This is a genomic window from Poseidonocella pacifica (assembly GCF_900111875.1).
GTDB lineage: Bacteria > Pseudomonadota > Alphaproteobacteria > Rhodobacterales > Rhodobacteraceae > Poseidonocella > Poseidonocella pacifica.
Genome location: NZ_FOJU01000001.1, coordinates 509,248 through 530,083, shown reverse-complemented (window position 1 = coordinate 530,083; position 20,836 = coordinate 509,248). Strand labels below are relative to the sequence as shown.

At 60.0% G+C, this 20,836-nt stretch carries 19 protein-coding genes; 8 read left to right on the top strand and 11 right to left on the bottom strand.

Annotated features, from left to right (window positions below; genetic code table 11):
- Position 1 precedes the first annotated feature (1 nt).
- From BM234_RS02520 to BM234_RS02510, 3 genes are all read right to left on the bottom strand, one after another.
- A complete protein-coding gene (locus tag BM234_RS02520) occupies positions 2–889 on the bottom strand; it encodes a carbohydrate ABC transporter permease (RefSeq protein WP_092060295.1) in 888 nt (295 codons plus the stop codon).
- Positions 890–894: 5 nt separating this feature from the next.
- Entirely contained in the window at positions 895–1,800 is a 906-nt protein-coding gene (locus tag BM234_RS02515; protein WP_092060293.1) for a carbohydrate ABC transporter permease, read from the bottom strand.
- Positions 1,801–1,902: 102 nt separating this feature from the next.
- A complete protein-coding gene (locus BM234_RS02510) occupies positions 1,903–3,207 on the bottom strand; it encodes an ABC transporter substrate-binding protein (protein ID WP_175501183.1) in 1,305 nt (434 codons plus the stop codon).
- Positions 3,208–3,627: 420 nt separating this feature from the next.
- Between BM234_RS02510 and BM234_RS02505 the strand changes: the two genes are divergently transcribed.
- The 6 genes from BM234_RS02505 to BM234_RS02480 all read left to right on the top strand — a co-directional run bounded on the left by BM234_RS02505 (position 3,628) and on the right by BM234_RS02480 (position 9,728).
- Positions 3,628–4,701, top strand: a complete 1,074-nt coding sequence (locus BM234_RS02505) for a LacI family DNA-binding transcriptional regulator (protein WP_092060289.1) — start codon at positions 3,628–3,630, stop codon at positions 4,699–4,701.
- A gap of 14 nt (positions 4,702–4,715) precedes the next feature.
- Positions 4,716–5,435: an SDR family oxidoreductase gene (locus tag BM234_RS02500; RefSeq protein WP_217645939.1), complete on the top strand. Its 720-nt coding sequence runs from the start codon at positions 4,716–4,718 to the stop codon at positions 5,433–5,435.
- A gap of 41 nt (positions 5,436–5,476) precedes the next feature.
- Positions 5,477–6,520: a hydroxyacid dehydrogenase gene (locus BM234_RS02495; RefSeq protein WP_092060285.1), complete on the top strand. Its 1,044-nt coding sequence runs from the start codon at positions 5,477–5,479 to the stop codon at positions 6,518–6,520.
- Positions 6,521–6,574: 54 nt separating this feature from the next.
- Positions 6,575–7,648, top strand: a complete 1,074-nt coding sequence (locus BM234_RS02490) for an ABC transporter ATP-binding protein (protein WP_092060284.1) — start codon at positions 6,575–6,577, stop codon at positions 7,646–7,648.
- An 88-nt stretch (positions 7,649–7,736) separates the two neighbouring features.
- Positions 7,737–8,867: a Gfo/Idh/MocA family protein gene (locus BM234_RS02485; RefSeq protein WP_092060282.1), complete on the top strand. Its 1,131-nt coding sequence runs from the start codon at positions 7,737–7,739 to the stop codon at positions 8,865–8,867.
- A gap of 243 nt (positions 8,868–9,110) precedes the next feature.
- Entirely contained in the window at positions 9,111–9,728 is a 618-nt protein-coding gene (locus tag BM234_RS02480) for an aspartate/glutamate racemase family protein (protein ID WP_245752454.1), read from the top strand.
- A 21-nt stretch (positions 9,729–9,749) separates the two neighbouring features.
- Here BM234_RS02480 and BM234_RS02475 read toward each other — a convergent pair whose 3' ends face one another.
- Genes BM234_RS02475 through BM234_RS02445 form a run of 7 tightly spaced genes read right to left on the bottom strand, consistent with a single transcriptional unit; the run spans position 9,750 to position 16,497 of the window.
- On the bottom strand, positions 9,750–10,490 hold the full coding sequence (locus BM234_RS02475; RefSeq protein WP_092060280.1) for an aspartate/glutamate racemase family protein: 741 nt from the start codon (positions 10,488–10,490) through the stop codon (positions 9,750–9,752).
- Positions 10,490–11,839, bottom strand: a complete 1,350-nt coding sequence (locus tag BM234_RS02470; protein ID WP_092060278.1) for an amidase — start codon at positions 11,837–11,839, stop codon at positions 10,490–10,492. Before BM234_RS02470 ends, BM234_RS02475 begins: the two co-directional genes overlap by 1 nt.
- Entirely contained in the window at positions 11,836–12,723 is an 888-nt protein-coding gene (locus BM234_RS02465) for an allantoinase PuuE (RefSeq protein ID WP_092060276.1), read from the bottom strand. The genes BM234_RS02470 and BM234_RS02465 overlap by 4 nt, the downstream gene beginning before the upstream one ends.
- 3 nt (positions 12,724–12,726) lie before the next feature.
- On the bottom strand, positions 12,727–13,527 hold the full coding sequence (locus BM234_RS02460) for an ABC transporter permease (RefSeq protein ID WP_092060274.1): 801 nt from the start codon (positions 13,525–13,527) through the stop codon (positions 12,727–12,729).
- A complete protein-coding gene (locus BM234_RS02455; RefSeq protein ID WP_092060272.1) occupies positions 13,524–14,354 on the bottom strand; it encodes an ABC transporter permease in 831 nt (276 codons plus the stop codon). The genes BM234_RS02460 and BM234_RS02455 overlap by 4 nt, the downstream gene beginning before the upstream one ends.
- A complete protein-coding gene (locus BM234_RS02450) occupies positions 14,351–15,430 on the bottom strand; it encodes an ABC transporter ATP-binding protein (protein WP_092060270.1) in 1,080 nt (359 codons plus the stop codon). Before BM234_RS02450 ends, BM234_RS02455 begins: the two co-directional genes overlap by 4 nt.
- A gap of 14 nt (positions 15,431–15,444) precedes the next feature.
- The gene (locus BM234_RS02445) at positions 15,445–16,497 is read right to left on the bottom strand and encodes an extracellular solute-binding protein (protein WP_092060268.1); all 1,053 of its coding nucleotides are present in this window, start codon (positions 16,495–16,497) and stop codon (positions 15,445–15,447) included.
- 214 nt (positions 16,498–16,711) lie between these two features.
- Between BM234_RS02445 and BM234_RS02440 the strand changes: the two genes are divergently transcribed.
- A complete protein-coding gene (locus tag BM234_RS02440) occupies positions 16,712–18,025 on the top strand; it encodes an amidohydrolase family protein (RefSeq protein WP_092060266.1) in 1,314 nt (437 codons plus the stop codon).
- A gap of 4 nt (positions 18,026–18,029) precedes the next feature.
- Here BM234_RS02440 and BM234_RS02435 read toward each other — a convergent pair whose 3' ends face one another.
- Complete coding sequence (locus BM234_RS02435) at positions 18,030–18,698, bottom strand: GntR family transcriptional regulator (RefSeq protein ID WP_092060264.1); 669 nt, start codon at positions 18,696–18,698, stop codon at positions 18,030–18,032.
- A gap of 511 nt (positions 18,699–19,209) precedes the next feature.
- Between BM234_RS02435 and BM234_RS02430 the strand changes: the two genes are divergently transcribed.
- A complete protein-coding gene (locus BM234_RS02430; protein ID WP_092060263.1) occupies positions 19,210–20,808 on the top strand; it encodes an ABC transporter substrate-binding protein in 1,599 nt (532 codons plus the stop codon).
- Positions 20,809–20,836: the final 28 nt, after the last annotated feature.

Genomic DNA, 20,836 nt, shown 5'->3' with positions numbered 1-20,836 from the left:
CTTAGCCCTTCAACCCGGTGGTCGCGATCCCGTCGATCAGCTTTCGCTGAAAGATGAAGAAGACGATGAACATCGGCACCAGCGACAGCAGCGACATGGCGAGCATCGCGCCCCATGTGCTTGCCCCGCGCGACGCTTGAAGCAGTCGAAGCCCCTGCGGCACCGTGTAGTTTTCGATTGAGGTGAGATAGATGAGCGGCGTGAGAAAATCCTCATACGTCCACAGAAAGGTGAAAACCGCTGTCGTCACCAGCGCCGGAGTGAGCAGCGGCAGGATGATCGAGAAATAGATCCGGATCGGTCCCGCCCCATCAATCGCCGCCGCCTCGTCCAACTCACGCGGGATGCCGCGAATGAACTGGATCATCAGAAAGACAAAGAAGGCTTCGACCGCGAGGAACTTCGGTGTGACGATCGGCAGGATAGTATTCACCCAGCCGAGCCAGTTGAACAGGATGTACTGGGGGATCAATGTCGCATGCACCGGCAGCATGATCGTCATCATCATGAGCGCGAACAGCGGTGCCTTGAAGCTGAAGCTCAGCCGGGCAAAGGCATAGGCGACGAACGAACATGACAGCACATTTCCGACCACCGCGATGCTGGCGATGACGAAGCTGTTGGTGAAGAACACCTTGAACGGTGCCGCCACCCCCGCCCACCCGTTAGCATAGTTCTGCCAGACGAAATGCCGGGGAATGATACTGGTGTCCGAGAAGATGATATTTGACGGCTTCAGCGAACTCACGGCGAGCCAGACCAGCGGATAGAGCATGATCAGCGCGAAGAAGATCAGGAACGCGTGCATGAAAAGCTTTGACCGGGCTTTGGTCTTTGCCGTGATCTGATTGATATCGGCTGTGGTCGGTTGGATGTCTGCGAGTGTCATGCCTGTTACCCCTCGTCCCCGTAGTGAACCCAGTATTTGGCGCTGAGGAAGGAAATCGTCGTTGCAAGCCCGATGATGGCAACCAGCACCCAAGCGATGGCGGAGGCATAGCCCATCTCGAAGTTGGTGAAGGCCTGTTCATAGAGATACAGTGTGTAGAACAGCGTGGAATCCGCTGGCCCGCCGGTGCCGTCCGAGATGATGTAGGAGGGCGTGAAGGCCTGAAATGCGCCGATCGTCTGCATCACGAAGTTGAAGAAGATAATGGGCGTCAGAAGCGGGACAGTCACAAAGAAGAACTGTTGCACGGGGCGCGCGCCATCGATGGCTGCGGCATCGTACATATCTTGTGGGATCTGCTTGAGGCCGGCCAGGAAGATCACCATTGGCGCGCCAAACTGCCAGGCGGCCAGAAGAACGAGAGTGCCGAGTGCATAGTCGGGATTGGTGATCCAACTGGGCGCATCATACCCGAAGTAGGTCCAGAGAAACTGGTTGATGATCCCGTCATAGGAGAAGATCTGGCGCCACATCAGCGCGACCGCCACACTCCCCCCGAGAAGCGAAGGCAGGTAGAAAACCGAGCGATAAAAGCCCAGCCCCCGAAGGCCCCGGTTCAGGATGAGGGCGATAAAGAGGGCAAACCCCAGCTTCAGTGGCACTGAAAACACCACATAGGAGAGGGTCACCTTCAGCGACGCGATATATCGCGGATCGTCGCTCATCAGCTTGGCGTAATTGTCCATGCCCGCCCAATTCGGAGAGCTGAACAGATCGTAGTCCGTGAAGGACAGATACAGCGAGCCCAGCATCGGGCCCAGTGTCAGGAAAAGAAATCCGACGATCCACGGCGACAGAAAGAGAAACGCGACGCCGTTCTGCTTCTTGGAGACATTCTGTATCTTGCTCATGGGAACTTCCCTACTCTGGAGCCATCGAGTGCCCACCGCGCCCGAGAGCGCGGTGATGCGGAAACGGGACAGATACCCCCTGCCCCGCCTCGAGAGGTATCCCTATTGCTTGAGCGCCTGCAGCTTTCCGTCGATCTCGGCGGTCAGCGAATTGCCAGCTTCGAGCGCGGTCATGTCGCCAAAGGCAACGGCCTCGTTGTGACGGCGGAAGATCCCGCCGAGCCCGCCCACACCAGGACGACGCGACGGCGCCGGATCTTCGCGAAGCATCCGCAGATATTCGACCAGCTTCTTTTCTTCCGGCGTGCCGGAGGAGCCGAACTTCTCAAGCCCAGCGGTGGAGGCCGGGATCATGCCGCTACCGGTGTAGTAAAGTTCCACCCCTTCTGGATCGAAGTGCATGAAGCGGATGATATCGACGCACAGCTCCTTGTTGGCCGCGTTCTTCCAGATCCCGGTAGAGTTGCCGGCATAGTCATAAAGATGCTGTTTCATCTCGCCGCCCGCAAAGCCGTTGGGCAGCATCATGAGGTCAAGCGGGGTGTCCATGAGGGCACCGATGCCGATGAAGCTGTCGGTGGTCTGGACCAACATGGCCGAGCGGCCGCGCACGATCCCCAAGGAGGCAGAGTTATCCCCGGCCTGGGCTTGAACATCCGCAGGCGGCGCTCCCCCGGCTTGGCGCATGTCTTCCCAATACTGGAACCATTTCGCCATATCTTCGCCGTTGAACCCGATCGTGTGCTCGGGCGTGAAAAGTGCCGCGCCCCCGGCCCGAAGGAAGATATCGCAGGCAAGATTGTTGCCGCCACCATCTTCGATACCCCAGAAGCCGCGCCCGTGTTCCTTGCCAAGCGCAACAGCCGTCTCGTGCAGCGTTTCCCACGTATAGAACTTCTCTGGAATTGCGACGCCGACCTCTTCGAACTTCGCAGGATTGAAGAAGATAGCGGTTGCGATTGCATCGTTGGGCATGGCGTACATCTCGCCCGCATAGGTGCAGGAAAAGACGCTGCCATCCTGATATTCGGACACATCGAGCGGGTCGGGAATCCATTCCGTGAGGGGCATCAGCACACCGCGCGCTGCATATTCCGCCAACAGATCGACGTTCACGCTGAACATGTCGGGGGCATTCCCGCCGGCGGCCTCGGTCGCGAGCTTGTCGGTAAAGGCACGATAGCTGGAGAATTCCGGCACAATCTCCACGTCCGGGTTCTTCGCCATATAAGCTTTGAGAACCTTGAGCGTTGTGGCCAGTTGCTCCTCCGATTCAACGAAACCACTGAAGCGAACGGTCGTCTTGCCCTGCGCCATGGCGCCCCCTGCGACCACCGTCAAAGCGAACCCGCCAAACGCGGCTCCGCTTTGCTTCAGAAATGCTCTGCGCGACTGAGTTGTCATCATTTTATCCTCCCTAAGGACGCGATCCATTCACGGATCGCAGATGCGGATCACCACGATTCGCGGCCTCCCTCACCAAAGGATAGTAAAACGTTACACCTATGTCGATTGTAAATCTCCACTTTACACATCGGGAAGACCTCGACCGCTTGAGGAATGAGGGGCACCCGCAGTAACGTCGACATAGCACATTGAATTTCAATATATAATTACAAACTACAACAAGCCGAACCACGAGATCGCGGTGAAAATCACCGCCATTCATTCGGGCTGTACGCCAAAAATTTCCGCCCCAGCGAAAGAATGCTCTGGTCAAATTTCTTGAGGAGTGTGTAGTATGTATAACGTATTACCAACGAGCTTACGGAGTGATTCCATCCGAATTTGTCGGCTGGCACGTTGGCAGGATGTAGGGCTGAAGCGATGGCAGGTATCAAGGATGTGGCGAAGAAGGCTGGCGTATCCGTTAGCACGGTTTCGAACGTCATCAATGGGCGACATGCCAAGATGGGCGCCCGGACGCTTCGCCGGGTGCAGGACGCGATAACAGAGCTCAACTACACGCCCAATTCCGTCGCTCGTCAGCTGAAGTCGGGGCATACCAAGACGCTGGGGCTTGTGGTGCCATCGGTTGCAAACCCGTTTTGGGGGAACGTCTCGCAACTGATCGAGAAGGCCGCGCTGAAGCGTGGCTATCAGGTGCTGATCTGCAACGCCGAGCGCGATCCGCAGCTCGAGGCCACCTACATGAATTCCCTGTACGGCTCCTCCGTACGCGGCACCATTCTCGGCTCATCGCCCGTCTCCTTCGATCACCTGCGAGAACACTCTGAAAAGGGGATGCATATCGCGGCCTTCGATCGGACCACGCAAGGCGCGCAGGGTGTCGTTTCCTGCTCGGTCAGCGTGGATCAGGCCCTTGGCGCGAGGCTCGCGACCCGCCACCTGATCGGTCTGGGACACAAGCGGATCGCCTTCATCTCCGGCCCTATCGGCACCTCCAGCCGCATCGCCCGCCTTGAGGGTATGCGCAGCGAGTTGGAGAAGGACGGGTTGATCCTTGAGGATGACATGATCTGGCTTGGGCCCAATGCCTGCGGATTTGGCGACAGCCACGCCGCTGAGCTTGGTCGCACCGCCGCGCGGGAATTGCTGACCCAGGACAATCCCCCAACCGCCCTTTTCGCGGTCAACGACATGTATGCGATCGGGGCCTGCTCTGGCGCGCGCGAACTCGGGTACCGCGTGCCGGACGATCTCTCCGTGGTCGGGTTCGACGATATCATCATGTCCAAGGTCATGGAGCCGCCGCTGACCACCGTGCGTCAGCCCGCAGACCAGATGGCCGAGCTTATCGTCGCGAACCTGATCCACACCCTTGAGGATGAAGACGGCGCAGAGGACCCGCATGTGATCCTGCGGCCCGAACTGATCGTGCGCAATTCGACCGCCGCCCCAAAATCCCACCGTGAACGCTCGCACAGAGCGATGCCATGACGAAGGAAACCACCATGTCAGACCGTCAAATCCTGATCGCAGGCGCAACCAGCGGAATGGGCCGTGCCACGGCTCGTGCCGCCGCGGCAGAGGGTGCAAATCTGGTGTTGTTGGGCCGTGATGCGGCCAGGCTGGAAGAGATCGCGAAAGAAGCCTCTGATCTGGGCGCGCCGAATGTCACGGGGATTCAGGCGGATGCCTCAGATGCCGCCGAACTCACCCAAGCGCTCGCGCCGCATGCTCAGCTTCTGTCTACCGTCGATACCCTGATCAACTCCATAGGCGTCAATCTGGTCAACCGGGCCTTTCTCGAACTGACCAAAGAGAGTTGGGGATCGATGATAGACACCAATCTCAATGCCGCGTTCAATTTGGCGCAGGTGATTGTGCCGATGTTCCGCAAACGCGGCGGCGGATTGCTGATCAACATCTCCTCCACGGCGGCCCGCAAACCTGACCCTTCCGGCGCGGCCTATCAGGCAACGAAGGCGGGCGTGATGGCAATGACCCACGCGATCATGGAAGAAGAATGGCAGAACGGGATCCGTGCCACCGTGATCTTGCCGGGCATGACCGACACGCCGCTGCTGGAAAAACGCCCTACTCCCCCGACCGAAGAGATGCGCGCGAAGGCGCTGCAACCCGAAGACATCGCCGAAGCTTGCATGTTTGTCATGAAACTGCCGGCCCGGGCGCATGTGTCCGAACTGATGATCCAGCCGGCGAACCGCTGAGGTGGGCCCAGCCGTGCCGCCAGAGAACAAGCAGGGATAAGATGCAACAAACGACCACAGACCAATGCATTACCAAACTCGCCCGCCGTCCGAAGGTTGCGGTGCTGATGCCCGAAGAGGTGCGCTCGCGGATATTCACGCGGGAAGTCGAAACAGCGTTGCAGGCGTTTGCCGAACCCGTGTTCGTCAGCGACGATACATTGGCCTCGGGCGATTTTGCCAGTGCGTTGGAGGATGTAACCGCAGCGATCACAGGGTGGCGCAGCCCCAGCTTGTCGAGCTTTCTCGCGCCGCACGGGTCAATTGCCTTTGTCTCCCACGCCGCAGGATCCGTGAAGTCTCTGGGCGTGGAAAATGCACTGCGCGACGGCCACATCAGGGTCAGCCATTCCGCGCCGGAAATCGCGCTGGCCGTGGCCGAATTCACCCTGACGCAAATCCTCGCCCATCTGCGGCTGCACCGGGAGCAGGATGCCGCGTTGCGCGGCGATATGGGCTGGCAGGAGATGCGCACGGGTCAACTCGGACAGCTTCTGGCGGCACAGAATGTCGGCCTTGTGGGGCTGGGTTATGTCGGCCGCCTTGTGCTTGACCGGTTGCGCCCGTTTGGATGCACCGTATCGGTCTATGACCCCTTCATCAGCGCCGAACAGGCAAAGCAGTTGGGCGTGACGCTTCTGGATCTGGAAACCCTGTTCGCTCGGTGCCGGGTGGTCAGCCTGCATGCCGCGAACCTGCCCGCCACCGAAGGCATGATCAAGCGCAGCCACCTCGAGGCCATGGCCCCCGGCGCTCTGCTGGTCAACACTGCTCGGGCTGGGCTGATCGAAGCGGGGGCAATGATCCACGCCCTGCAGCAGGGCCGGATTTTCGCCGCGATCGACACATTCGATATAGAGCCTTTGCCCCAAGACGATCCGCTGCGGACGCAAGGCAACGTCTATCTGTCGCCGCACTGCGCCGGTCATACCCGAGAAAGCTATATCCGACAGGGACTTGCCGCAGTGGAAGATGTGCGCCGGTACTTTGCCGGCGAGACGCTCAAACAGGAAATTCTTCGTGAAAAGGCGGCCGTCCTCGCGTGAGGTCAGAAAACCAACCGTCATCAACGATACCAGTTACAGGGAGAGGAGAACGACATGGCCTCAGTAGAAATCACCGGTCTCAAGAAGAACTTCGGGGCGGTCGAAGTGATCCACGGCATCGATCTTCAGATCGAAGATGGCGAATTCGTCGCGCTTGTCGGTCCGTCCGGCTGTGGCAAGTCCACGCTCCTTCGGATCATATCTGGGCTCGAACCCGCTTCCGGAGGAGAGATCCGGATCGGGGGCAATGTGGTCAATCACCTCAACCCCCGCGAACGCAATATCGCGATGGTGTTTCAGAATTACGCGCTCTACCCGCATATGTCGGTGGCCAAGAACATGGGATTCAACCTGAAACTCTCGGGCATGAATCGAAAGGCCATCGACGAAAAGGTCAAGGATGTCGCCAAGCTACTGGAGCTTGACAACCTGCTTGATCGCAAGCCCGGACAACTCTCCGGCGGTCAACGCCAACGCGTCGCCATGGGGCGTGCCATCGTACGCGATCCGGCGGCGTTTCTGTTCGACGAGCCCCTGTCGAACCTCGATGCCAAGCTGCGCGTACAAATGCGGTCGGAGATCAAGACACTTCACCAGCGGGTAAAGACAACCTCGATCTACGTCACGCACGACCAGATCGAAGCGATGACGCTGGCTGATCGGGTGGTCATTCTCAACGGCGGGAATATCGAACAGGCCGGGCGACCGATCGACCTGTACAACAAGCCAGACAACCTCTTTGTCGCGGCCTTCATCGGCACCCCGTCGATGAACTTGGTTGAGGCAACCATCGTCAAAACCGACACTGGACCAGTGGCGATGTTTGCCTGCGGACAGTCCATCCCGGTGTTGGACGAACACCCGAAGATGGAAGAGAACGAAAAGGTCATCGTCGGCATGCGCCCCGAACACTTCACGCGCGATCCCTCCGGTATAACGCTGTCCGGTGCGACCACCCTTGTGGAACCGACGGGCGCGCAGACGCATATCACCTTCGAACTCGCGGGCACCTCCGCGACGGCCGTGCTTGATGGCGGGGTCGATATGGAAGTGGGTGAGACGCTGACGGTCTCCATCGATCCGACGCAAGTCCACTTTTTCGACAAGGCGACCGGTCGCCGCGTTTGATGCCCACGCCCACCGGACCGGTGGGCCGAATTTCAGCCCCAGGTTGCCTCGCGGTGCGGGCCTTACACATGTCATGGGAGAATGAGCCATGCTCAAAGTTCTGATCGCCGGAACCGGTTTCGCCGGACAGGGCCATGCCGATGCGTTTCGCGGTGCAGGCTGTGAGATCGTCGGAATCGTCGGCCGTACGGATCACGTGGTCCGGGAGGTGGCGCAGGAGTTGGACATTCCCTTCGCCGGGACCGATTGGCAGGTCGCGCTCGACACATGCAAGCCCGATATTGTCTCTATCGCCACACCCGGCGGCGCCCATTACGAGCCGATCAAACAGGCTATTGCGCGCGGCTGTCATGTGTTCTGTGACAAGCCCATGACCGACAACGCGGAAAGTGCCGTGCATCTGTATGAACTGGCCCAAGCGCAAGGCGTCAAAACCGCCTATGCTGCCAGCTTTCGTTATGCGCCCAGCGTTCAGCACGCCAAGCAATTGGTGGCCGAAGGGGCCATCGGGGAGCCGACGGAGATCGAATGCATCTCGCATTTCAATCTGGAGCGCGACATCCCCTTTGGTTGGTCACACCGCAAGAAGGATGGCGGCGGACGGCTAAACAACAACTTCACCCACACGCTTTCGATTGCCTGTTCGGTCGTCGGCGAAAAGATCCTGTCCATAATCGGTGAGGTCCGCGACGATCTGGGCCGTGCCCCCATTGTCGAAGGCGTGCATAACTTTGCCACGCGGCGCGATTTTATCCCCAAGGACCTGAACGATCCCAACCTGAAATGGGGGACCAGCGATGTGGAATGGTCCTATACCGTCCTTGCGCAACTCGAGAGTCCGTTTGCGAAAAAGCCTGTCTCGGTGCTCTTCAAGCATGGCGGTTTGGTCCCGCGGTTTCATGAGGACCACATCGTTTTCTATGGCAATGAGGGCGCGATATACATCAAGGGCCACTATGGCAGTGGGCAGTTGTCCTACTACGGCGCGGACAAGACATGGCAAGAGCTGCCTTTGCCGCCACAGATCGCCGATGCCATACCCGACGTGAAAGGCGAGACCGAGCAATGCTGGCACTATCTGGCGCGCGATTTCGTAGCCGACATTTCGGGCGAAACGGTTCCTCCCTACCCGACATTCAAGGAAGGCAGCGCTTATCAGCAGATCATCGAGATCATCCGCAAGAATGACAACTGGACGGATGTATCGCATCTGGGCTGAGGCTTGGAAGGGCACGCTGAAGGGATTGGGGCCAAATCGAGCGTCCCTCTGTCAAAAAGGATTGGCCGGTAGATTGCCGAACATCTAAAGTTGGGCTCGAACAGAAACGCCCATCTGGCGAGGCTTTGATATCCTGCAGCGACAGAGCGGAGCCGGGAGCGATGGCACCTCTCCAAGCGCAGCGCTGGAATGGCTGGTTTGCGGGCGCTCTTACGAAACTATAATGGGAAAGACCTGCGCGCCATGTCCGTTCTACTGATGAACCCGAATTCAAACGTCACCACGACCGACATGATGTGCCGGATTGCCGCGCGTGCTCTCTCCGTTGCCCCGCTGGCCTGGACCGCCCCTGAAGGCCCCGACCTCATCACAACACCCGAAGCGTTGGACGCGGCGGCGCACAACGTGGCGCGAGCGGATATTCCGCCGAACGTCACAGCGATCATTGTCTCCGCTTTTGGCGATCCCGGAGCCGCAACCCTTGCTAAGCAACTCACAATCCCGGTCGTCGGCATCGGCGGCGCCGCCGCTAGAGCCTGCAAGCAGCCGTTTGCCGTCGCCACCACTACGCCGGCCCTTGCCGATCGGATCGACGCCTTGATGGCAGCACATGCCAGGTCCCCCTACCTTGGTTGTTTTCTGACGGTTGGAGACCCCGGGCCGCTGATGTCGGACGAAGCCGCCTTGGACGTTGCACTCCTCAAGGCCGTTGAGGCAGCAGAGCGATCAGGCGCGAAATGCGTGATAATCGGGGGTGGACCATTGGGCGCAGCCGCCGACCGTTTGTCCGGCCAAAGCGCCGCGCAGCTTATCAATCCCATCCTTGCTGCCGCGGAAGAAGTTCGCCTTCTGTCCGCCTGACGCGCTGCGATAGCGGAGCGACTAAGCCCCCTGCGCGATGACAGCCGCCAAAGCCGCCGAGAGGCCGGACGAGGTTTTGGCGATGGGCTTGCACGCCCGGTCCGCGAAACGCGAGCCGAGCGAAGCGAGCGCGATGGCCTGCGCTACCGCGGCGGCAATCGGATCGATGACCACCGCAGGCACATCCGCACTGATCTCCGTCGCGAGTCCAGCCAGAGGTGCGCCCCCGAGGATCACCACGTCGGCACCATCATCGGCAACCGCGCGCCGTGCGAGTGCGACAAGATCCGCTCGTACATCCCGCGCGGCGTTGGCAACGTCACTAAGATGCGTCTTGGGGGTACGCACGCCGGTAAACCTTGACGCAAGGCCAGTATCCGAAACGCAATCCGTGTACCACCGCGTCATGACCGGCGAAAAGGTCACGATGGAAAACCGCTCCCCCAACATCGCCGCGGTCATAACCGCCGCCTCCGCCATACCCACGACAGGCACATCGAAAAGCTCCCGCGCGCCTGCGAGGCTCGGGTCGCCGAACGCCGCGATTATAACGGCATCGATGTCGTGGAGATTGTCAGCGATCATCTCAAGCGCGATAGCCCCGGCAATCTGTGCCTCCGCGCGGGAGGCGATATAGGGAAAGCCGCTTGGCGCGGTGATGGGCACGATCTCCGCCCGGCCATCTGCAATCTGGCGGGCGATTTCGGCCATCTTGTCGGTCATGGATTGCGTCATGTTGGGATTGACCAGAAGAATGCGCATCAACTCGCCCTCTCGTGTTTTGGGCGGGACAAGGCGCCCATGATATTGCGTGCAGTGGCGAGAAGGTCCGCGTCGCGACCTTTGGCCGAGATAATCTGAAGGCCGAGCGGCAGGCCCGCCTTTGTTTCCGCGAACGGGATCGAGAGCGCGGGACAGCCCGCATGATTGGCCTGCGGCGTGAAGGCCGCGTGATCCCGAGGCGCGCAAGGAAGGCCGCCGATGAACTCTGGGGCCAAGCGATCCACCGGCCACGCGGGGCACGGGGTCGTCGGAACGATGACAGCGTCGTAGCCTTCGAGAAAACCGTTCAGGATCTCGCCCATGTGGACCGAGGCCGATTTGGCGTTCGCGACCTCCGCCGCCGTCAAGCCAAGCCCCGTTTCAATCTGGAGAGCGAGGTCCGGGTCGAAGACCGAGCGATCCTCTTTCAAGGCCTCCCCAAACAATCGCGCCAGACCCGCGAATTGCAGAGGCATGACCGAGCCGCCGGTAAGCCCGCCCCAATCCGGAGCGGTCTCGACAAGAGAAAAGCCTTGCCGTTTCAGCTGAGCCACGGCCCCGCGCAGCGCCAGTGCCACATCCGCATCGAGTTTCTGCCCAAGCCCGAAATCTTCGGACCATGCGATTGTGCCGGCAAAGACGCTTCCAGTCGAAATGCCTGCCAGAACCTGCATCGCCAAGTCGATATCTTCGAGGTGTCTCGCGATCGGAGAGATAACCGAGATGCCATCAACCGGCTCGTCGAAACCCGGCCCGTAGGGCACGAAATCCTGCGTCGGTTTGAATCCAAAGAGCCCGGTGTGCGCAGGCGGGCGGCGGGAGGAGCCGCCCGCATCGGTGCCAAGCGCCAGCGGAGCCATTCCCGACGCCACCGCCGCCACCGGTCCGCCGGAGGAGCCACCGGGCGTAAGCCGCGTGTCAACTGGGTTGCGCGTGATGCCATGCAGCGGCGTGTTGGTCACGCCCTTGCAGGCGAACTCAGAACAGGTGGCGATCCCAAGGATCATCGCGCCCGCATCGCGCAGCTTACTCACCGCGGCGGCATCTTTCGGCGCGACAAATTCGGCGAACAGGCGCGAGCCTTGGGTAATTGGCAGATCCTTGACCCAGATGTTGTCCTTGATGACCACGGGCACCCCGGCGAGCGAAAGATCCTCTCCCGCCGCGAGCCGTCTGGCGACCTCCGCCGCCTCTTCATCGAGCGATGGATTGAGCACCGTCATCGCGTTCAGCGCCGGATTTCGCTCCGCCACGCGTGCCCGTGCCGCGATGGCGACCTCTGATGGCGTGACAACGCCGGAACGGACACGATGAGCAAGTGCAACGGCCGAGAGATCCAACGGGTTCATGCGGAATCTCCATGCACCTTGGCCCAGCACTGGGCGATCTCGCGGCGGGGCGCGATCCATACGTCATCGAACGAGGCGATATGCGCCAACACGGCCTCCAACCCACCAATCCGCCCCGGACGTCCGATAAGCCGCAGGTGCAAACCGATCGAGATCATACGCGCCGCACCTGTCCCCTCGGCATAAAGCCGGTCAAACGCGCCGATGACATAATCGCTAAAATCCCGCGCTTGCACAAAACCGCCCCCGGGGGAAAACCGCATGTCATTAGTGTCGAAGGCATAGGGCAAGATCACGTGGCCGCCCGCCATTCGCGGGATGTCATCATCGTAAACGTCGCTGTCATAGAGGAAATCACCCCGCTCGATGAGCAACTCCCGGGTGTTCACCGACGGCGCGGAGCGCGTGTGCCAACCCACCGGTGCGATGCCGCAGGCCGCTGTAATCGCGGCGTGCGTACGCTCGATCACCGCCGCCTCTTCTGTCCGCTCGAGATGCGCGTGACGCTGCCATAGCCAACCGTGGCAGGATACCTCATGCCCGCGCGCAATGATGTCCTGCATCAACCACGGGCTGCGCTCTGCCGCCCGTCCGCAGGTCGAAAACGTGGCCTTCACCCCATGATGATCGAAGGCTGCTGCGATGCGCCCATAGCCTTGCCGCGTCCCGTAGGCAAAATGCGTTTCCATGCAGGGATCGGGCACGTCTTTCACTTCTTCGCGGATCTCATAGGTCGCCTCATTGCAAGGATCACCGTCGCCGATGGAGAGTTCCGCACCTTCTTCCACGTTCACGACAAAGGACACCGCCAGCCGCGCCCCTCCCGGCCAGCAAGGCGCGGGCTCCGCACCGAAGTAGCCCTTGAAATCCCTACGATCAGTCATGACTCACCCTTGGATCATGCGGTTGAGGCCGACCGTACGGGCGCCAAACACCAAGACCACGACGGCGAGCAGGATCAATCCCGAAGACATCGCGGCCAGAGACGGATCAGGCTGTTCTTCGAGATACTGCAGCATCTTGATCGGCAGCGTCTTGTTGCGCGCGTCAGTCAGGAAGATGGAGATCGGATAGTTGTCCATCGACGCGAGGAAGGCGAAGAGACCCGATGTGAGGTAGGCGGGCGCGAGGTTGGGCACCAACACCCTGAGGATCGCTTTGGGATAACTCATCCCCAACGTTCGCGCCGCGTCGATCATCGAGAAGTCAAACGCCGCCATGGAGGCCAACAATGTGCGCATCACAAAGGGCAAGGTGATGACGATATGCCCCAGCAGCAGCGACACATAGGCGTCGCGAAGTCCGATTTCGCGGAAGAACTGCAACAGTGCCACCCCAACAACCAGCCCCGGCATCATCAAGGGGGAGACAGCAAAGGTGGCAATCGCCTCGCGCCCCCGGAAATTGCCCCGCGTCACTGCGATCGAGGCCAGAGTTCCCAGCACCAATGAGATCACGGTCGAGACGAAGGCCAGATTGAGTGAAAGAACCACCGCATCCCAAAGCCCAGAGCGCCGTTCCAGCGACACATACCAGCGGAGCGACCATTCCGGCGGCGGCAGCGTATAGACCGGTGACGCCGAGAAGGACGCCGCGACGGTGATGAAGATCGGCAGCATCAGAAAGGCGACGCAGCCAAGCGCCACGATCCAACTCAGCGCCCGGAAAATTCTGTCAGTCTGTGTCATGAACGAGCTCCCAGCCGCCGCGCCAGCCAACTTGAGAAGACGACCACGAATATCGCTATACCCAGCAGCACAGCGGAAATTGTGGATCCCAGCGGTTCGTTGCGCAGGTAGAGGAAACTGCGGGCAATGAGCATCGACAGGGTCTGTTGCCGCTCTCCCACGATCAGCGAGGGGATCACGTACATTGAAATCGCCATGGAGAATGTGAAGGCCGAGCCGGCGACAACACCGGGGAGGGTCAACGGCAAGGTGACATTGAAAAAGCGAAAGAACGGCCCGGCGCCCAGAGAGGCCGCAGCCTCCGGCAAGGCGCGATCCATCTGGCGCACCACCGCGTAGATCGGAAGCACCATGAACGGCAGGAACACATTCGCGGCACCAACCACGAGCGCCGTTTCGGTAAAGAGCATTCGCACGGGTTTTTCCGTGAGGCCAATCCACTGCAACGATGAGTTGATGAAGCCATTGGCGCGAAACAGGATCGACCAGGCAAAGGCTTTCACCACGACCCCCAGCGACATGGGCAAAACCATCGCGACGAGAAACACTGTCAACCACGGGCCCTTCGCGCGGCTCATCACGAAGGCGGTGGGGTAGGCAAATATCAGCGCAAGCAGCGTCGTCAGCGCAGCCACTCTCAAGGTGCGCAGAAGCACCCGAATATTGTAGTCATCGGCAAAGAAGGCGCGGTATTCCGAAAACGAAATTCCTTCGGCGGTCTGGATCGACTTGGCAAGCAGCATCAGCAGCGGGAGCGCGTAGATCACAGCGAGATATGCGAGACCCGGCACAGCGAGAAGCGCAACACGGTCGATGCGCCCGCTCATGCCGGCACCTCGTATGCCAGCGTATCTTCGATCTTCCAGCCAAGCGTGATTTCCTGCCCACGGGCAAAACCACTCCGAATACCGGACAGTTCGCAGAGCACGCGATCCTCTCCTTCGGCTGTCCCGTGCAACACTGTCTTGGCTCCGAGGACCATCACATCGGCAAGCGTCGATGAGATCGTGTTCTCTCCCGCGCCCACCTCGATCAGTTCGGGCCGCACGCCCAACAGGACGCGCGCGCCCGCGGGAGCCGCGCTTCGCGCCTTGAGCAACCCAAAGGGCGTTTCCGCCGTGATCACCTCGCCGTCCCGCGACGTGACTGTGCCGACAATCCGGGTCGACAGCCCAACGAAATCCATAACGAAGGGAGTGGCCGGACGGGCGTAGAGTGTTGATGGGTCGGCAAACTGTTCGATCCTGCCGGCATTCATCACGGCGATCCTGTCGGAGACGCCCATCGCCTCTTCTTGGTCGTGCGTCACGAAAATGGCGGTAATGCCGCGATCCAGAAGCAGTGACTTCAACTCGACTTGCATGGTCTCGCGCAGCTTGCGGTCCAGCGCGGAAAATGGCTCATCCAGCAATAACAGGTCAGGCCCGACAACCAGTGCCCGCGCCACGGCAACGCGCTGCTGCTGACCGCCGGAAAGCGCCGCAGTGGGGCGGTCGGCAAACTCGGACATGCGAACGAGTGAAAGTGCTTCTGCAACCGGTGCACCCGTCGCCCTCTTGGCCACGCCACGCGCCCGCAGGCCAAACGCCACGTTCTCGGCGACCGTCAGGTGGGGGAAAAGTGCGTAATTCTGGAACACCACCGACACGTTGCGCTTGTGCGCCGGAAAGCGCGTGATGTTGCGCCCGCCAAGCACAACAGATCCCTCGTCGCCTTCCAAAAGGCCAGCGATGATGCGCAGAAGTGTCGACTTGCCACAGCCCGAGGGACCGAGGAGAGATACAAGCTCCCCCCGATCCACACGGAAATTCAGGTCGGACATGACCCGTGTTCCCTTGAACGACTTCCCGATGCCCCAGGCTTCGAGGTATCGCGATGTCGGCTTTGCTTGATCCAGTGCCATGTCCGAATTCCGCCTTAGAGTGCCATGAGCTTGTCAAAGCGCTCGATCCACGCCCGGCGGTTCTTTGCGACGAAGGCCCAGTCCGGCGAGTAGATCGGCACGCCCTCCGGGATAACCGCGCCGGCGGTGACGGTCGTGTTCGCCGGAACAGAGGTGGCAAAGTCCGCTATTGCGGCCTGCATTTCTGCGCCAAGCATCTCGTTGACGTAGGCTTCTGCCAGTTCCGGGTTCGGCCCGCCTTTCACAAGACAGATGCCTGACGGCATGGCGAAGATGCCTTCCTTGGGGGCCGCGAGATCGACTGGCACGCCCTCCCCCTTGCGCGGCAGGGTATAGGACGAGAAGTTGCCCGCGAGCATCGAAATCTCGCCCTGCTCCAAAAGATTGAAAGCCTGAGACATGGTCGAATAGACCGACAGCAGGTTGGGCTTGAGTTCCTCCAACTTGGCGAAGGCCGCGTCGATTTCATATTGCGCCTCGGAGAAGGGCTTGCCCGAACCAAGCATCGCCGCGACAAAGAGTGTCCACATGCCTTCTGTGTTCTGCAGCGAAGGGATGATGACCTGTCCCGCGTTCGCCGGATCCCAAAGCGCGGCCCAAGTGGGGACACCATCGGAGTAGTCTGTGTTGTAGGCCACCCCCGCCCAAGGCTGTACGTAGTTGCACCACATACCGTCCATATGCACTGCGTCCGGGCGCAGGTCCGTCATGTTCGGCACGGCCCCGGCAGTGATGGGGTTCAGCAGGTCGGCTTCTACCGCCTGAATCATCACAGGGTCATCCATCTGCACGACGGAAAGATAAGGAGCATCCTTGTTGGAGGACATCTTCTCGAGGTTCACCGACGACTTCGTGCCCTCAAACAGGATGTCGGCGCCGATGGCCTTCTTCATATGCGGCGCGACCAGCTGCTCCATCCAAGCGGTATGCGATCCGGCGCATCCGATCACGATTTCGCTCGATTGCGCCCGCAGGATGGAGGGCGCGGACAACGTGCCGACGGCAACCATTGCGGATGTGCGTAGCAGGCTTCGGCGGGTCAAACCTTCGGTCTTGGATTGTGTCATGATGTTCCTCGTTGCTCCGATGATGGGTGAATTTCTGGTGTTGGAAAAACGGTTCTGATGCCGACTTGAAAATGGGATGCCATTTGGCTTAGTCCCGTAGAAGCATGGTTAGACGCGGCATGCACGTGTCGCAGCCGCGCAAAATATCGAAACTTTATAATTTGTGCAGAAGGAACCGAGCCTGCACACCGAATGAGCAACAGGAAAACCAAAAATGGCATCCCATCTAAGAAATATCACTCTCCTCTCCTGCGGAATCAGGCTTCAGCGCTCGGTGGATCTTTTGGTCGATGACGATGGTCGCATCGCAGAGATCGGCGCCGACTTGCCCGCGAGGAACGGTGTCGAAGTTGTGGACGCAAGGGGCGCGCTCTGCTTGCCGGGCTTTGTGAATAGCCACAATCACTCCCCGCTGATGGTCGTCAGGGGCATGGTCGAAGACAAAGGATTTGCCCCGGCCTACATTCCCAATGTTCCGCAGGGGCATTGGTTGTCGGAGGAAGAAACGCTCGCCCTCGCCCGGCTTGGCGTGCTCGAAATGCTTCTGGCGGGCGCGACGACGATCGTTGATTACTATCGCTACCCCGAAGCTCTTGCCCGGGCCGCCGATGAACTTGGACTTCGGGCGTTGGTCGGCGGGCGCGTGATGGATATGGACACCGCCGCGCTGTCCGAGGGCCGATTTGAACGAAACTCTTCCTTGGGCGACTCCACCTTGCGCGCGGCGCTTGATGTAATCGAGACGTGGGAGGGCCACGACCGTATCTCCACGATCCTCGCGCCTCATGCCCCTGACAGTTGCTCACGCGAAATGTTCACCGAGTTCCGCGCCTTGGCGGAGCAGACCGGCAAACAGGTCCACACACATCTAAGCCAATCACAGATGGAGGTGGATCAGATCGTCGCTCGTGAAGGCATGACGCCGACGGAATTTCTGGATGATCTCGGGCTGCTCTCCCCCGACCTGATCGCGGCACATTGTATCTTCATGTCCGAAAGTGATATCTCCCGCTTTGGCGCGGCCGGCGGAATTGTGGCCCATGCTCCAATCGGAAACGCAAGTTTCGGGGCCGCCGCGCCGATCAAGGCGCTCCGCGACGCAGGTGCTACAATCACCCTTTGTACAGACACGAAATCTGCCGATATGTTTGAGGCCATGCGGATGGCAATTGCCGCCGCGCGATGGAAGGCCGGTATGTCTTTTGATCTTAACGCGGAGGAGGTTTTTGGCTGGGCGACGTGTGCAGGGGCCGATGCGCTCAAGGGTCACGGGGCCACAGGCCGGTTGGAAATCGGTGATCCCGCCGACCTCATCTTGCTGGATCCGCTCGCTCCAAACCTGTGCCCGGTTATCGACGGCTTCGGAATCGTTGCCCACTCTGGCTCGGCGGCAAACGTGACGGACGTCATGGTGCAGGGGAAATGGCTGGTGCGCGACCGTGCTCCAACCCTCGTAGATGCGCGCGACATCATATGCGAAGCGCAGAAGGTCTCGGAAAGGCTGTGGGATCGCGCGGCGAACACCTAGGCGTTCAGAGCAGTGCGGCGACGGTCTCTCCTGTGTGAAGCAGGTGCCTGCGCCAGACTTTCGCCGCGCGCTCTGCGTCCTTCGTGCGCAACGCCTCCATCAATTCGTCATGCTCGGAGACCGCCTCTGTCAGCCGGTTTGGCTGCATGATCGCAAGGAAGCGACCACGACGGGCACGCGCCATCAACTTGCGATGGGTTTCCGCGACGATGGCATTGCCGCAGCACTCGATGATGAAGTCGTGAATCTCGGAATTCGTATCGAAATAATCGTCGTGGCTTCCGATCTTATAGTACGTCATCATCCGGTCGTGCATCTCCTCGAGAAGGTCCAGCGTCTGAGCGTCAATACTCTCTACCAGCCGCTCCGCTGCCAGACTTTCAAGTGACGCGATCACGTCGAAAAGCGCCAGGGCCTCCTGCGGGGAGTACTGTACGACCTGTGCCCCCTTGTTGCGGGAAATGACAATCAGCCCGTCCGCCGCGATCAGTTTCAATGCCTCGCGTACGGGTGTTCGCGATACATTCAGCTCTGCGGAAATCGTCCGCTCGACGATCCGCGATCCCGGGGGATAGATCCCCTTTACGATCCGATCTCTTAGCGTGTCGGCCACCCATTGCGCGGTGGCTGTCGCTGGCGCCCCACCCTGCGCAGATCCCAAATCCTCAGTCATACCCGCACGAGCCTCATACCAGATTTATGGCATGCCATTAAGCCAACCCCATCCGACAAATCAAGCTGCGCGCTACCGGATGTGTGCGTTTGACCCGGCGATTTCTGCGCACAGTTGTAGATTAGGTTCGTTATTTTAGTAGCTTGGCTTGTCGTATTCACGTGCCCCCCCGAAAAAATGTAAGTTTGGTGCCTCACTGGCCTGCGTCTTGTCGGTGGAATGCCAAATGATTCATTTTGCCACTATCCAGTTTGTGGCCCCGCATTTTACAGGCGATGCCACGACCTCATCATGCCCCAAGAGGTCGCTGAAAAATGCGGCACTGCAGCATCGTGGTGCCTTATTGACGGGCAAACACGCCGATAGGGCCCCTTGCAACTCTCACTGGCTCATTTCGGGACTGGTCTCCCGAAACCGTGGATTGCCACCATCCCGCCATGATCGCGCCGAAACGAGCGCATCATCAAGGACCGCGCAGAATGGCGTGACACCTGACAGAGAGGTACAAACGATGAATTTCAAACGAGGCGTCAGCGCCCTCGCTACCGCCGCGGCGTTGTTTTGCGCCACGCTTGCCCAAGCCGATGGCACGCTTCGCGTCGGCATGACCGCCGCCGATATTCCGCTCACCACTGGCCAGACGGACCAGGGTGGAGAAGGGATGCGCTTCATGGGGTACACGGTCTACGACTCGCTCATCGAGTGGGATCTGACCAGCGCCGACAAGCCTTCTGTTCTGATCCCCGGGCTCGCGACCGAATGGTCCGTGGGCGAAGACGAGCTGACATGGACATTCAAACTGCGCGAGGGCGTGACCTTCCACGATGGCTCACCGCTGACCGCCGAAGTCGTTGTCTGGAACCTAGACAAGCTGCTGGACGATACCTCCGAGCAGTATGACAGCCGCCAAGCTGCGCAGGGTAAATCCCGAATTCCCGCCGTCGCCACCTATGCGGTGGTCGATGACCTGACCCTGACCATCACGACGGGCACCCCTGACGCCACCCTGCCCTACCAGCTGGCGTGGATCTTGATGTCGTCCAAAGCCAATTGGGAAGCGTTGGACAAGGACTGGGAGAAGGTTGCGACCTCCCCTTCCGGCACCGGCCCGTGGAAGCTGACCGAGTTCGTGCCGCGCGAACGCGCGGTCATGGTGCCGAACGAAGACTACTGGGACGAAAGCCGTATCCCGCAACTTGATGAGATGATCCTCATCCCGCTGCCCGAACCCAATGCGCGTTCCGCCGCACTCATGTCCGGTCAAGTGGACTGGATCGAGGCCCCCGCACCCGACACAATCCCCGCAATGACCGGCAACGGATTTGTCATCTCCTCCAACGCCTATCCGCATAACTGGACCTGGCACCTCTCCCGGCTCGAAGACTCCCCGTGGAACGATATCCGGGTGCGCAAGGCCGCAAACATGGCGATCGACCGCGAAAGCATGATGCCACTGCTCGGTGGTCTGATGGTTCCGGGCAAGGGCTTCCTGCCGCCCTCTTCGCAGTGGTTCGGCAACCCTGAGTTCGATCCCTCATACGATCTTGAGGCGGCCAAGGCGCTCATGGAAGAAGCCGGTTTCGGACCCGACAACCATCTGGAGGTCAAGGCGCTCATCTCTCCTTCCGGTTCCGGTCAGATGCTGCCGCTTCCGATGAATGAGTTCGTGCAGCAGAGCCTCGCAGAAGTCTGGATCGACGTAGACTTCATGGTCGTGGAGTGGAACCAGATGATCAACCTGTGGCGCGCAGGCGCGGCCGATCCGGCCGTGGAGGGCGCACACTCGATCAACTTCACCTACTTCATCCAAGACCCGTTCACCGGTCTGATCCGCCACCTAGACGAAAACCTGATCGCGCCGAACGGTACCAACTGGGGTCATTACTCCGATCCGGAGATGCAAGCGCTCTTCGAGCAGATCAAGACGACCTTTGACCCAGAGGAACAGAACGCCGTCCTTCAGAAGACGCATGAGAAATTCGTCGATGAGGCCCTGTTCCTGTTCGTCACGCACGACGTCGCGCCGCGGGCCATGTCGCCCAAGGTGAAGGGCTTCGTGCAAGCGCAGAACTGGTACCAGAATTTCTCCTCCATCACGATGGAAGAGTAATCTGCTGTCCGGCCCTCGCCCGTTCTTG